This window comes from Rhodococcus zopfii NBRC 100606 = JCM 9919, from assembly GCF_001895025.1.
Classification (GTDB): domain Bacteria; phylum Actinomycetota; class Actinomycetes; order Mycobacteriales; family Mycobacteriaceae; genus Rhodococcus; species Rhodococcus zopfii.
Window position 1 is genome coordinate 40,936 of sequence record NZ_BCXI01000016.1, and the last position, 13,325, is coordinate 54,260.

At 69.2% G+C, this 13,325-nt stretch carries 12 protein-coding genes and 1 tRNA gene; 7 read left to right on the top strand and 6 right to left on the bottom strand.

The features are described 5' to 3' along the window. Nucleotides 1–24 precede the first annotated feature (24 nt). Complete coding sequence (locus RZ1_RS12045) at nt 25–2,601, bottom strand: LuxR C-terminal-related transcriptional regulator (RefSeq protein WP_072812149.1); 2,577 nt, start codon at nt 2,599–2,601, stop codon at nt 25–27. Nucleotides 2,602–2,868: 267 nt separating this feature from the next. On the opposite strand from RZ1_RS12045, the gene RZ1_RS12050 reads away from it, so the two are divergent. Beyond that, nucleotides 2,869–3,969 (top strand): LLM class flavin-dependent oxidoreductase, encoded by a 1,101-nt coding sequence (locus tag RZ1_RS12050; protein ID WP_072812151.1) that lies wholly within the window; start codon nt 2,869–2,871, stop codon nt 3,967–3,969. Between the two features lie 9 nt (nt 3,970–3,978). Here the strand turns inward: RZ1_RS12050 and RZ1_RS12055 are convergent, their stop codons facing one another. The 5 genes from RZ1_RS12055 to RZ1_RS12075 all read right to left on the bottom strand — a co-directional run bounded on the left by RZ1_RS12055 (nt 3,979) and on the right by RZ1_RS12075 (nt 8,054). Further along, nucleotides 3,979–4,632, bottom strand: a complete 654-nt coding sequence (locus RZ1_RS12055; RefSeq protein WP_072812153.1) for a hypothetical protein — start codon at nt 4,630–4,632, stop codon at nt 3,979–3,981. Between the two features lie 170 nt (nt 4,633–4,802). Beyond that, a complete protein-coding gene (locus RZ1_RS12060) occupies nt 4,803–5,432 on the bottom strand; it encodes a DUF2461 domain-containing protein (protein WP_072812155.1) in 630 nt (209 codons plus the stop codon). A gap of 27 nt (nt 5,433–5,459) precedes the next feature. Then, entirely contained in the window at nt 5,460–6,437 is a 978-nt protein-coding gene (locus tag RZ1_RS12065; protein WP_072812157.1) for a ribose-phosphate diphosphokinase, read from the bottom strand. Next, nucleotides 6,434–7,912, bottom strand: a complete 1,479-nt coding sequence (glmU, locus tag RZ1_RS12070) for a bifunctional UDP-N-acetylglucosamine diphosphorylase/glucosamine-1-phosphate N-acetyltransferase GlmU (protein ID WP_072812158.1) — start codon at nt 7,910–7,912, stop codon at nt 6,434–6,436. Before glmU ends, RZ1_RS12065 begins: the two co-directional genes overlap by 4 nt. Nucleotides 7,913–7,982: 70 nt before the next feature. After that, nucleotides 7,983–8,054 (bottom strand) — tRNA-Gln (locus tag RZ1_RS12075). 214 nt (nt 8,055–8,268) lie between these two features. Here RZ1_RS12075 and RZ1_RS12080 point away from each other — a divergent pair. The 6 genes from RZ1_RS12080 to RZ1_RS12105 all read left to right on the top strand — a co-directional run bounded on the left by RZ1_RS12080 (nt 8,269) and on the right by RZ1_RS12105 (nt 13,312). Further along, nucleotides 8,269–8,862 (top strand): TetR/AcrR family transcriptional regulator, encoded by a 594-nt coding sequence (locus RZ1_RS12080; protein ID WP_083583650.1) that lies wholly within the window; start codon nt 8,269–8,271, stop codon nt 8,860–8,862. 172 nt (nt 8,863–9,034) lie between these two features. Further along, on the top strand, nt 9,035–9,670 hold the full coding sequence (locus RZ1_RS12085; RefSeq protein ID WP_072812336.1) for a ScbR family autoregulator-binding transcription factor: 636 nt from the start codon (nt 9,035–9,037) through the stop codon (nt 9,668–9,670). A 111-nt stretch (nt 9,671–9,781) separates the two neighbouring features. Next, nucleotides 9,782–11,107 (top strand): lipase family protein, encoded by a 1,326-nt coding sequence (locus RZ1_RS12090; protein ID WP_072812160.1) that lies wholly within the window; start codon nt 9,782–9,784, stop codon nt 11,105–11,107. After that, nucleotides 11,104–12,345 carry a Tat pathway signal protein gene (locus RZ1_RS12095; RefSeq protein WP_072812162.1) on the top strand — a complete coding sequence of 414 codons (1,242 nt, stop codon included), beginning with the start codon at nt 11,104–11,106 and terminating at the stop codon, nt 12,343–12,345. The genes RZ1_RS12090 and RZ1_RS12095 overlap by 4 nt, the downstream gene beginning before the upstream one ends. 55 nt (nt 12,346–12,400) lie before the next feature. Continuing rightward, complete coding sequence (locus RZ1_RS12100) at nt 12,401–12,730, top strand: helix-turn-helix domain-containing protein (protein WP_072812338.1); 330 nt, start codon at nt 12,401–12,403, stop codon at nt 12,728–12,730. An 18-nt stretch (nt 12,731–12,748) separates the two neighbouring features. Then, nucleotides 12,749–13,312 (top strand): PIN domain-containing protein, encoded by a 564-nt coding sequence (locus RZ1_RS12105; protein ID WP_072812164.1) that lies wholly within the window; start codon nt 12,749–12,751, stop codon nt 13,310–13,312. The last annotated feature ends 13 nt before the right edge of the window (nt 13,313–13,325 follow it).

Below are 13,325 nucleotides of genomic sequence, written 5' to 3' on the forward strand. Positions count from 1 at the left end.
GCCAATCGGCCTGCGCCGCGGCGATCAGGTGCGGTCGGTCGTCGGAAGCAGCCGCAGTTCCCGTGCGCGACCCACCGCTTCGAACCGCGTGTGCACACCGAGCTTGCGGTAGATGCTGCGCAACTGCGTTTTCACGGTGTTCGGGGAGACGTACAGTTCCTTTGCGATCTCGCCGAGGGTCGATCCCCGCGCGAGCAGCACCAGAACCCCGGCTTCCCGGGGCGACAACTCGACCCGCGCGACGGTGTCGGTGAACACCGATTCGACCGGTCCGCCCGGGACCGGGATGCCGCTCCACGCGACCAGGATCTCGAGGTAGCGCTGGGGCAGCATCGTGAACGCGCGGCGGTTGACGAGCCGGACCGAGAGCATGCGCGCGCGGGTCCATGCGCGCACAGCGGCGTCGTGCCCGTCCCGATCGACCTGGGCCGCGGCCTCGATCAGCAGCGCCTCGAGATGAGCACGCGGATAGCCGCAGTCCGTCCAGGAGATCCGTTTGAGCATCTTCGACGCGAGTTCCGGGTGACCGGTGAGCAGTTCGATGCGTGCATTCGCCACCACCAGGAAGGGGTGGTCGCTGGGATCCTCGTCGACCGTCGCGCGGGCCAGGTTGCCGTTGCCGAGCGCGAGCTGCAGATCCACCTCGGCCGCGGTGAGCAGCACTCGCGAGAACGCGCCGGGGGTGTGCCGGTCTGCGTGCCCGGCCACGGCCTGGTGCAGCCACGTCAGCCCGGCATAGGCGTCGTGTGCGGACAGCGCGTACAGGGAATGGGCGTAGGCGACGAACCCCCACAGTTCCTCGTGGACATTCGGCCGGCCGAGCAGCTCGAGCGGTTCCTTCGCGGCTTCGAGGTCGAGCACGTCGAGATGCTGCAGCACCTCGGCGACCCGGCCGGACACCTTCGTCCCGCCCGGCCAGGATCTGGTGCCGTTGTATCGGCGTGCCCTGTCGAGCCACTCACGTACCCGGGTGTTGTCGCCGGCCAGCGCCCAGCCCAGCGCCGACCCGTCAGCCGACTGCTGGGCTACGAACCCCAGCTCGTACGACACCCCGTTCTGGTAGGCGCGCCGGAAGACGGTCGTCGCCTCGGGGAGGTTCCCGGCGAGCTGCTGGGTCAGGGCCCACTGTGTCCGCAGCAGCGGCAGCTGCTCGCCGAGCGCGGCAGGCTGACGCGCCAGCAGGCCTGCCACGAACGGTTCGAACTGCCGGGTGCGTACCGCGGCCTCGGTGATGTTGCCGGCCCGGCGCAGCGCGATCGTCTGCGCGGTCGCAACGTAGAGGTGGTTGATGGCATCGACGGGGTGGTCCGGGACGGTGAGGGTCGCGGGATCGTCGACGAGTTGCTCCCACAGGAGGGGGTGGTCGTCGATCATCGTGACCAGGGCACGTCCGGCTCGCAGGCCCGGGTAGTCGACGAGCACCTCGTCGGGCAGCGCCCGCATCACCCGGACGAGTTCGCCGAACTGGTTCGAGGCCATGTCCACCCACGAGCGGTACACGATGTCCGCGGCGAGTGTCCAGTTCCCGGATTCGGCTGCATAGAGCGCCGCCGTCGCGGGCCTGCCGGCATCCATGTCGATGAGCGCGAGCCGGCCCAGCAACTCGTCGACATGCCCGGGCTTCTCGCGGCGCGACACCAGCAGTATCCGGTCGCGGACGGCGTTCGGCCACCACCAGGTGGGGGGACCGAATCCGAACGTGCCGACCATCAGGCCGACCGCCTCGAGCTGGACCAGGAGCCGGCCCGCGTCCTCCCGTCCGGTCAGGGCGACAGCGTCCTCCGGGGTGATGTTTCTGGCGGCGGCGATCGACAGTGCGAACGCCCGCGCGTCCGGGGTGAGACGCGCGAGTCGAGCGGTGACGTACCGGTCGACCAGCGCCTCCAGGCCCGGATCGGACAGACCGTGCGGACCGGTGCGGCTCCCTGGGCGGTTGCGGACGACCGCGACCGCCCCGGACACCAGTGTGGGCACCCCACCGAGCGCGTCGTGCAGGTCGCCGAGAACCGCATCGTGCAGGGTGATGCCGTTGATGCGGAAGAGTTCGGCGGTCTCGTCCCGGGTGAACGCCAGGTCGTCGGCGGAGACGAACGTGCAGTCGATGCCGCGGCCGGTGATGTCGAGCAGCGCGGACGTACTGCCCTGCATGCACACAATCACATCGACGGCGGGGCATGCGTCGAGCAGGTCGAGCAGGGGTGCGATGAGGATCCGTCCGGTCGACACCGCAATCCCGGACAGCACCAGCATGATCGGTGTGTCCGACGAGGCGAGGCCCCGGAGCAGATCGTCCCGTAGGTCGGCGGTGGCGTCGGGCACGGCCGACCCGGCACGGCGGCAACAGTCCAGGATCGCGGTCCAGACTGCGTCCTCGGTGGCGTCATCCGGCAGCGGCGGCACCCACAGCACCGAGCGGTCCGGGGCGCCGCCGGCATTCAGCCACGAGGCGACGAGAGTACGTTTGCCGAAGCCGGCCGGGGCGAACACCATCGTCAGCGCCGACCCCCGGTCGAGCAGTGCGGACAGCCGCGGACGCGGCAACGCGCTGCGCAGCGCCCGCCACGACGGCACGCCGACGCGGCCGGTGGGCGGAACGCTCACGAGGACTCCTTAGACAACGCACGGCGGCCTGAACCGAACGCCCCCGCTGCCGAATCGGTGGTCCTCGACGGACCGTCGTCAACTGCAGGGTATCGAAACGCATGACGAATCGGACAATCCTCTGCCGATGTCGTCTCACTCAGATGATGGTGGGGCCGTGTCGTGTGTTTGGCAATGGCCGAGCCGCCGATGCGGTCCGCACAAGGGTTCGGGTCAGGGCGAGAACATCTCTTGGCCCCGCGAGCCGCCACCGGAAGACTTTGCCGGGTGCGCTTCCAGATCCTCGACATCATTTTCAATCCGCCACATCCGGTGACCGGCCGGATCGTCTCGCCGGCCGATCGGCTCGAACGGGTCGTCGAGACCGCGGTGCTGGCCGAGCAACTCGGCATCGACAGCTATTCGGTGGGCGAACGGCACGCGGGCGAGGTGCTGTCGTCGAGTCCGACGGTGGTGCTCGGCGCGATCGCGCAGGCCACCGACCGGATTCTGCTGTCCACCGGTGTGACGGTGCTGTCCGTTCTCGATCCGGTCCGGGTCGCCGAGGATCTGTGCACCGTCGATCAGCTCAGCCGGGGTCGCCTGGAGATCGTGATCGGCAAGGGCAACGAGGTGCTGCAGTACCCGCTGTTCGGGCTCGACATCGGCAAACAGTACGACTACCTGACCGAGAACTACGAGTTGCTGCGCACCTTGCTGCGGGAGGAACACGTCGACTGGGCGGGTGCACATCGGCCGGTCCTCACCGATGTGACGACACTGCCGCGGCCCTTCTCCGGGCCGTTCCGCATCTGGCACGGCTCGGCCACGTCGGCGTCTGCCGTCGATCTCGCGGCGAAGTGGGGCGATCCGATCGTGACGGCGAATGCGCTGCAGCCCCGCGAGAACTACAAGGTGTTGATCGACCGTTATCGCGAGCAGTACGCCGCGCACGGGCACGACCCGGCGAAGGCATTCGTCGGATCCGGTTCGGGCGGGTTGTTCCTCGCGGACACCACGGAGCAGGCGATCGAGGAGTACCGGCCCATCTACGAAGGGATCGTCCGCCAGGCGGATCAGCGCAAGCACGATCCGGTGGCGGTCGGGAAGGTCACCAGCTTCCGCACGATCGAGGACGCGGTCGAACGGGGCCCGGCACTGGTCGGTTCCCCGGAGCGGGTCGCCGAGAAGATCGTCGACTACCACGAGAGTTTCGGCCACGTTCTGCAGTCGGTGTCCATCAATCACGTCCTGGACTTCGAACGACAGAAGGACACCCTGCGCAGGTTCGCCGAGGAAGTGATCCCTCTGGTGCGTGCCGAACTGCCGCCGACGACGCTGTGGTCCGAGGCGGATACCGACCGTGCGAAGGGATTCACCGCGGCCTGATCAGCAGCGTCAGGACAGAGCGCTGAGCCGCGCCTTCTCCAGCGCGCCCAGGGTGCGCAGGATGGTGGTCTTCTGCTTCTCGAGGTCGCCGCGGCGGGCGCGGGCCGCGAGGCCGCTCTGATCGGCGACGAGTGCGAGCTGCGCGTCGATCGCGGAGAGCTGGTCGAGCAGTGCGAGGGCGCGGGCCTGGATCTCGTCGACGTCGACGGCGTCGGTGCGCACGGGCGCGGGGGCGGGCTCGGAGGAGCTACGCGGCGAGGTGGTGCGAGGCTTCGAGGCGCGGGCCGGGGCGTTCTCGGCGACCACGGCCGCAGCGCGCGGACGCAGTGCCTTGCGTACGAGCGCGGGATCGGGCTGCTCGGCGAGCCGAATGTCGTTGAGAGCGCGGCGGGCGTCGCGGGCGGCGAGCCGATGCTCGTACTCTTCCTCGTCGTCGGACTGGAGGGTTCCGCCGATCGGGCGCAGGCCGTACATGCCGACGAACTTGCGGGCTTCCTCGATCACGTCCTCGTGCTTGCGGCAGGTCGCGCAGCGCGGCTCGTTGCGGTACTCCTCGACGGCGTCGAGACCGCCGCACCATACGCAGGCACCCGGTGTCCACCGTCGTGCTGTCCGGATTGTCGCGGATTCGGTGGGGGCCTCGAGAGTCTGCGCGTCGATCACGAGGAGCCACCTTAAGTGAAAATCGGGCGGGCACGGCGCGTGGGACGGACGTGACCTGCGGGGACGGACGGGAAAGTGACGAAGATCATGCTAGCCGGATGGCGTCGGTAGGCAAAGTGTTGGGGCACAGCAGTTTACGTACCGGACGGTCTGCTGGGTTCTGTCGATCGTCAGGTCGCGGTCGCCGCGGAGAGCCACTCCACGAGCGGGCGGAAGCGGCGCCAGGCGTCACGGACCTCGTCGAGGGTGCGGTCGCTGTCGAGCCACGGGGGCGACTGTTCGGTACGTCCCGCGGTCAGCGCCTTGCGGCGCAGCAGGTCGAGCCGCGGATGGTCGGGATCGACACCACGCGGCCGTGTCTTCAATTGCGCGCCACCGATTTCGAAACCGTCCCGGCGCAGCTTACGGACCAACTTCTCGAGCTCGGTGCCGCGCCGCTCGTCGTCGACGGCCGCGCGGTACGCCGCGATCTGCGCGCCGGATCCGGCGTAGAAACCGCCGGCGACGACCAGTCCCGCCGCGTCGACCTGCACGTAGAAGCCGACACCCGGAGCGGTCTGCACGAACCCGCCCTGGTGCGTCTTGTACGGCGCTTTGTCCTTGCTGAACCGGACATCGCGGTGCGGGCGAAAGGCCTTGCCGGCGCCGAACTCCGGCTCCAGTTCGGCGAGCAACGCAAGCATGGGGCCGCGCACGCAGTCGTCGTAGACGGCCTTGTGCGCGGCCCAGAATGCTTTGCTGTTGTCGGCTTCGAGATCTTCGTAGAAGTCGAGCGCGGCGACGGGGAATCCGGTGAACACCCCGACAGTGTGCCCCGTCGAGCAGTTTCAGGCCACGCCGTTGAACAGCGACGTCACGGAGCCGTTCTCGAACACCTCGCGGATGGTCTGCGCCAGCAGCGGCGCGATCGACAGGACGGTGAGGCTGTCGAACTGCTTCTCCGGCGGGATCGGCAGCGTGTTGGTGACGATGACCTCCTTGGCGCCGCACGCGGCGAGGCGCTCGGCGGCCGGGTCGGAGAGCACACCGTGGGTGGCGGCGATGATGACGTCGCCCGCGCCGGCCTCCTTGAGGATCTTCACGGCACCGGCGATGGTGCCGCCGGTGTCGATCATGTCGTCGATCAGGATGCAGGTGCGGCCGTCGACCTCACCGACCACGCGGTTGGACTTGACCTGGTTCGGCACCAGCGGGTCGCGGGTCTTGTGGATGAACGCCAGCGGGGCGCCCCCGAGGGTGTCGGCCCACTTCTCGGCCACGCGCACACGACCGGAGTCGGGGGAGACCACCGCGATGTTCTCGACGCCGTACCTGCCGCGGATGTACTCGGCGAGCTGGCCCTGGGCGTGCATGTGGTCGACCGGGCCGTCGAAGAAGCCCTGGATCTGGTCGGTGTGCAGGTCGACGGTGATGATGCGGTCGGCGCCGGCGGTCTTGAGCAGATCGGCGATCAGGCGGGCGGAGATGGGCTCGCGGCCGCGATGCTTCTTGTCCTGACGGGCGTACGGGTAGAACGGCAGGATCGCGGTGATGCGCTTGGCCGAACCACGCTTGAGCGCGTCGATCATGATGAGCTGTTCCATCACCCACTGGTTCAGCGGGAACGGATGGCTCTGCAGCACGAAGGCATCGGAGCCACGCACCGACTCCTCGAACCGGACGAAGGTCTCACCGTTGGCGAAGTCACGCGCGGTCTGCGGCGTGATCTGGATGCCCAGCTCTTTCGAGACCTGCTCCGCCAGCTCGGGGTGTGCCCGGCCTGCGAAGAGCATCAGGTTCTTCTGATTGTCGATCCAATTGGTCACTGGTCCCGGCCGTCCTTTTGCGGTTCGTTCTCTTGCTGCTGCTGCGACGCCATCGATGCTGCCTCAGCGGCGGGGGTCCCGGCTCGATTTCGCTGGACCCAGCCTTCAATATTGCGCTGTGGCGCACCCGACACTGCCAGCGCCCCCGGCGGAACGTTCCGCCGGAGCACCGTTCCGGCACCCGTGTACGCCCCGTCGCCGACCGTCAGTGGGGCCACGAACATGGTGTCGGATCCGGTCCGCACGTGTGACCCGACGACGGTCCGGTACTTCTGGACACCGTCGTAGTTCACGAACACGCTCGACGCGCCGATGTTCGAATGGTCGCCGATCGTCGCGTCCCCGACATACGTCAGGTGCGGCACCTTCGAATGCGCTCCGATCTGCGCGTTCTTCGTTTCGACGAACGTGCCGATCTTGCCCTCGGCGCCGAGTTCGCTGCCCGGTCGCAGGTATGCGAACGGGCCGACGGACGCGCCCGCGCCGATCACCGAATCCGAGCCGTGGGTCCGCACGATCGACGCTCCGACCCCGACCTGCACATCGGTGAGGGTGGTGTCCGGTCCGATCACCGCGTCCTCGCCGACCGAGGTGCGCCCGTGCAGCTGCACACCCGGGTGCAGCGTCACGTCCGGTGCGAGGGTGACGTCGACGTCGACCCAGGTGGTCGCGGGATCGATCACGGTCACGCCCTGGCGCATCCAGTGCTCGAGGGTGCGCCGGTTCAGTTCGGCCGCGAGCGTCGCGAGTTGCACGCGGTCGTTGGCTCCGGCGACACGCACCGCGTCGTCGGTGTACTGGGCACGGACGGTGTCTCCCTCGGCGCGGGCGATCGCCACGACGTCGGTCAGGTACAGCTCGCCCTGCGTGTTGTCGGCGCTGAGCTTGCCGAGTGCCGAGCGCAACGCGGCGACGTCGAACGCGTACACGCCGGTGTTGACCTCGGTGATCGCCAGCTGTGTCGGGGTCGCTTCCTTGTGCTCGATGATCGCGGTGACGTCGCCGTCGGTCGTGCGCAGGATGCGGCCGTATCCGGTCGGGTCGGCGGCGGTCGTGGTGAGCACGGTGACGGCCGCCGGTTCGGGTTCGGCGTGCGTGTCGAGCATGGCGCGCAGCGTGTCGGCGTCGAGCAGCGGCACGTCCGCGGCGGTGACGACGACGGTGCCGTCGAACTCGGCGGGAAGGGCGGTCAGGGCGCACTCGACGGCGTGGCCGGTTCCGAGTTGCTCGTCCTGCACGGCGATGCGGACGTCCCGGTCGAGGCCGGCGGCGAGGTCGGCGACGGCGGCGCCGATGCGTTCACGGTCGTGGCCGACGACCACGACCAGGTGATCGGGGCCGAGCGCCGCGGCGGCACGCAGGGAATGCTCGAGCATCGTGCGGCCGCCGAGGGTGTGCAGCACCTTGGGGGTCTTGGACCGCATCCTCGTACCCGCTCCGGCGGCCAGGACGACTATTGCGGTCTGCACTTGCATGAAGCTCCCTCGACGTTCGACATGCGTCATGGACGTGCGTGTAGAGGCTCGCCGGCCCCCGTTCGCCTTGCTCCGCCGCCAGGACTCGAACCTGAACTATCTGAACCAAAATCAGAGGTGCTGCCGATTACACCACGGCGGATCGCCGCACGTCCGGGAAGTGAACCCCGGGCATGCGGTGTGATCCTCGCATGCCGATACGGTCGGCGTCGAACGCGGGGCGGAGTCGAGGCGGTCCGCCCCTTCCGCCGATTAGGCTCGACTCCGGGGCCCAGTGCAAGCAGGTGTGGCGCCGGAAAGGAACCGTCGTGTCGCGAACACCGCAGAATCAATCCGAGCGGACCCCGCGTATCCGCATGACCGGAACACAGCGCCGCGAGCAGTTGATCGAGATCGGCCGGGCGCTGTTCGCCGAACGTGGCTACGAGGGCACGTCCATCGAGGAGATCGCGCAGCGCGCCGCCGTGTCCAAGCCCGTCGTCTACGAGCACTTCGGCGGGAAGGAAGGGCTCTACGCCGTCGTCGTGGACCGCGAGATGACGGTGCTCATGTCGATGGTCACCGCGAGCCTGACCCAGAATCGGTCCCGCGTCCGCGTCGAACGGGCCGCGCTCGCCCTGCTCACCTATATCGAGGAGCGCACCGACGGTTTCCGCATCCTGGTGCGTGACTCCCCGGTCGCCGCCGAGGAGGGCACCTACTCGAGCCTGCTCAACGAGGCGATGCGGCAGGTCGGCACCCTCCTTGCCGGCGACTTCTCCCGCCGCGGCCTGGACCCGGAACTCGCCCCGCTCTACGCGCAGGCCCTCGTCGGCATGGTCGCGACCACCGCGACCTGGTGGCTCGACGAACGCAGCCCGTCGAAGGAGGTCGTCGCGGCGCATCTGGTGAACCTGTGCTGGAACGGGCTGACCCGGCTCGAGGCGGACCCGACGCTCGGCGCGGATTGATACACGCACGTGCCTTGTGAATACCGAGGTCGGCCGCGGCCCGGTGGTACCGTTGCCCGGCCGATTCGTAGCCGCGACGGGATTGAGGTGACTGTGGTTTTCCGCACGTCGATTGTCCGCGCCGAGCGCCGTGGTCCGGCCCGGAGCGTGGCCCACCGCCGGGCCCGCTGACATGGCACGTCAGGTTCGCGCCGAGGCCACGCGGGAGTCGGTGCTGCGCGGCGCCGCCGAGGTCTTCGTGCGGCTGGGATACGCGAACGCCAGCCTCAGCGAGATCATCGACGAATCGGGTGTCACGAAGGGTGCGCTGTACTTCCACTTCGGCTCGAAGGAAGAACTCGCGCGCGGCGTCATCGATGCCGGTTTCGTCCGGTCGTCGGAGGCCGGCCTGGCCAAGATCGACGAACGCACACCGGCGCTGGAAACGATGATCGAGCTGTCCGTTCTGTCCGTCGACCTGTCGAGGTCCGATCCGGTGGTCCGCGCGATGTTCCGGCTCGTGCTCGAGATCGGCGACTACCGCGGCTCCGGTGAGAACCTGTTCGAGCTGTGGCTCGGCTCGCTGCAGCAATTGGCGCACCGAGCCCGGGAGGAAGGCGACCTGTCCCCGGATTTCGATCCCGATGCGGCGGGGTTGCTGGTGCTGCAGATGGTCACCGGGGCGCGCACCGTCGCCGCCGGGCTCGGTCGTCGCGAGCGGTCGATCGAACACATCGAGCTCATGTGGGCGAACCTGCTGCCCGCACTCGTGCCGGAATCGAAGGTCGAGTACTTCCGGCAGTTCGCCGCGCGGCGGCTGCGGGTCTGACGACACCCACAGGATTACCTGTATCCGTTGGTAACGGACTGTTACTGTTCCGTGAACTGAGCGCTGTGCCGGGGGCTGCGCGGCTCGATCAACAGTGACAGGAAAGTATCGATGCGAGTCTTGCGACATCTCGTGGCGATCGGCGCTGCTTCCATCGCGCCGGCCCTCGCCCTGACCTCGGCGACCACCGCCGCCGCCGACCCCGTCCCAGTCGAGGACGTCGTCAATCCGTTCGTGGTGAGCACGTTCCGTGACGGGCAGATCGCGCACCCGTCACAGTGGGTGCCGCGTCCGGCCTCCACCGACCCGTGGTTCGACGGCCCCGCCCTCACCGACGCCGACGTTCCCGGCACCCTGCTGCGGCACCGCCCGGTGACGGTGCAGGTGTACGGGGTGCAGCCGGGCCACGTCACCGCGCATCAACTGATGTACGTCACCACCGATTTCGACGGCTCCCGCACCGTCGCCACCGGCATCCTCATGATCCCCGAGGACGGCACGGCGCCGCAGGACCGCAGGCTCATCGGCTATTCCGAGGCCAACGACAGCCTGGGCCCGAACTGCATGCCGAGCACCCAGTGGACCGGCGGCAACCAGACCGACCCGTCGCTGTTCTCCGCGCTCGGACCCGTCGCCCAGATGTTCGGCCGCGGCTGGGCCGTGATGATGAGCGACACCGCCAACGACGGCGACACCGCACCCAACGGCTTCTCGATCGGCCGGTTCAGCGGACCCGCGACCCTCGACGGCCTCCGCGCCGCGATCGCGCTGCCGGACGCCGGGTTCGCGCCGGACATCCCCGCCGGGATCTTCGGCATCGCGGGAGGCGGGGTCGCCGCCGGGTTCGCCGCGGAGATGGCCGGCACCTACGCGCCGGAACTCAACCTCGTCGGCACCGTGCTGCAGGCGATGGTCGTCGACAGCGCTACCTTCGAGCGCACCGCGGACGGTGGTATCGGCGCAGGATTCGTGTTCGCCAACTCGCTCGGTTTCGCGGCGAAGTACCCGGAGATCGACCTCGACGCCGAACTCACCCCGCTCGGCCGGGCCGCCGCCGACCTGTTCCACAGCACCTGCCAGGGGTTGTATCTGATGTTCCCGTTCGTGCCGTTGTCCGCGCTCTACGTGGACGGGCGGCCGGCCGACAATCCCGCATTCGCGCGGGCCTATGCCGAGAACGCGCTCGGCACGCGACCGGACGAGATTCCGAACGCGCCGGTTCTCATCACCTCGTGCCGCGACGACTTCCTGGTCCCCTACGAGGACGCGGAGAACCTCGGCAACTTCTGGCGCGCGCACGGCGCCGATGTCGAATTCGATCCGGCGGTGTGCGGGATCGGTGACGTGTTGACCGACCCGGTCCGGGTGGGAGTCGAGTTGCTCGGCATGCAGAACGTCGACTGGTTCGATCGCCGCTTCGAGGAGGCGGGCCGATGAGGCGCCTGCTCGCCACCGCCCTGGCCGTCGTCACAGTCCTGGCGACAGGTGTCGGTGTCGCCGGAACTGCCTCTGCGGCACCGGATCTCGCCGAGGTCCTCGACGTTTCGCGCAACAACCTCGACTCCGAGTACGGCGGGGGAGTCGCACCCGAACTGTCGAGCGACCCCGAAGTGCTGCGGCCCCTGCTCGACCGGGCCCGCGCCGCCGGTGTCGAACCGGAACGCTATGCGGCACTGCTGCACCAGTATTGGCTCGCCGTCGCGGTCCGCAACGCCGGGATCGACCTGAACCGCTGGGATCCGCAGCTCGGATTGGCCGCCAACGAACAGAATCTGAAGAACACCTTCGCCTACTACCAGAAGCTGCAGCGCGAGCACCCCGACTTCCTGTGGGCCGGTCAGGGTGGGCTGGCCGGACCGTCCTTCGGCGCCGGGATCATGGACGTCGATCTGGCCCGGGCGGTCATCGGGGTCCGCGAGCTGCGGGACGCCCTTGCCCAGGTCACCCGCACGCTCGACGACGCCGCCGCCCCCGCGTCCGCGGACCTGCCCGAGGACCTGCAGGCGGTGCTCGCCGTCGGCCACACCATCACGCCCGAGGACATCGCGGACTTCCAGGTCCGGGTCATCGCGATGAGCAAGCACATCTTCACCGATCTGCTGCCGCAGCACGAGGCATATCTGGCCGGCGGTCTCGACGCGATCGACGAGTTCCACCGCGCGGGCATCATCGACGACCGCGCCGTCCGGGCCTGGCGCGATCTCGCGACCGGGGACCCGGAGTCGGTGGTGCGCGGCAACGCCGAACTGCTGCATCGCGAGCAATACCAGTCGATCGCCGACCAGTGGGATGCCACCCGCGAGGCCCGCGGGCCTGTCGGCCGGGCGCTGACCTACCTGTCGACGTTCGGCGCCGACCCCGCGATCCCCGGCGTGGCACCGCCCCGGGAGGCGTTCCCGTTGACGTTGACCGCGGATGATCCCGCCGCCGGCGCGCAGTGGCGCCTGCAGACACCGCTGCCCGCGTTCAACTGGTCCGACCGGGACGCACGCTGGGAATACATCACCACCCACATGCTGCCGAAGTACCGCGCACTGGCCCAGGATCGGCCGGCTGAACTCGCGGCGGCCCTGGACAAACCGATGGATCAGCAGTTCCTCGAGCAGCGGGCCCTGATGCGCCTGGTGCCGATCCTCCTGTCGGTGGCGCGCACGACGCAGGTGCAGTACTCCTGAGCGGGCAGGCCCGGTGTCGTTGCAATCGCCGGCGGGGCCTGACAGCATCGCCGCCGTGACATTCGGACCTTTCGACGCCGAGCAGGCCCCGGCCGCGCTCGCCCGCGTCATCGATGAACTGGGGGACGGCGCCGCGGTCACCATCACCGCCGTGCCGCCGCTGCTGACCGTCACCCAGGCGGCGGATGTCCTGGGCACGTCCCGTGCCGAGGTGGCGCGCCTGGTCGACAGCGGAGCGCTGCCCGCCGAGTTCCACGGCCTGCACCGGCGGGTGGCCCGCGCCGATGTCGTCGCGCTCGCGCAGCGGCGCGCGACGATCCGCACCCAGGTCCTCGACAATCTCGCCGACCTGGCCCACCGCGACGGGCTGTACGACGAATTCTGATCGGAAAGCAGGGGGAACATGCCCGTTCGGGTGGTGCTCGGCGCGTCGGTGCTCGCCGACGCGCGCATGCGCGACGTGGTGCTCGCGTTCGCGGAAGATGAACTGTACCAACCACATTGGAGCGACGGAGTCATCGCGGAAGTGGACCGCCGGTTGCCGGCGGAACTGCCACGGCCGGCCCGCGACTACCTGTTCGCCGAACTGGACCGGGCCTTCCCGGACGCGCGCGTCACGTGGCCGGCGACGGTGCTGCGGGAAGTGCCGTACGTCGTCGACCCGCGTGACACCCATCTGACGGCGGTCGCGCTGATCGCTCACGCCGACGCCGTCGTCACCACCGACCGGTCGATCGCCGCCGCGCTCGAACGCTCCGGCATCGAACCGTGGACACCCGACGCGTTCGTCACATTCGTCGTCGACGCCGACCCCGTCCGCGCCCGGGCCGCGCTGCTGCGGATGGTGCGCCGGCGCTGGCTTCCCGGCACCGACGCGACCGACGCTGCACTGCTGTCGCGGCTGGTCACGTGGGCGCGTCGCGCGCTGGGGGACAGCAGCGCCGACCTGCTCGCATCCGCCGACTGAAACACCCCGGCCG

What these genes read in the sequence shown, in the direction of transcription:
- RZ1_RS12090 (WP_072812160.1), top strand. Translation starts at nt 9,782, where the DNA reads ATGCGAGTCTTGCGACATCTCGTGGCGATCGGCGCTGCTTCCATCGCG.
- RZ1_RS12105 (WP_072812164.1), top strand. Translation starts at nt 12,749, where the DNA reads ATGCCCGTTCGGGTGGTGCTCGGCGCGTCGGTGCTCGCCGACGCGCGC.
- RZ1_RS12080 (WP_083583650.1), top strand. Translation starts at nt 8,269, where the DNA reads ATGACCGGAACACAGCGCCGCGAGCAGTTGATCGAGATCGGCCGGGCG.
- glmU (WP_072812158.1), bottom strand. Translation starts at nt 7,912, where the DNA reads ATGCAAGTGCAGACCGCAATAGTCGTCCTGGCCGCCGGAGCGGGTACG.
- RZ1_RS12095 (WP_072812162.1), top strand. Translation starts at nt 11,104, where the DNA reads ATGAGGCGCCTGCTCGCCACCGCCCTGGCCGTCGTCACAGTCCTGGCG.
- RZ1_RS12085 (WP_072812336.1), top strand. Translation starts at nt 9,035, where the DNA reads ATGGCACGTCAGGTTCGCGCCGAGGCCACGCGGGAGTCGGTGCTGCGC.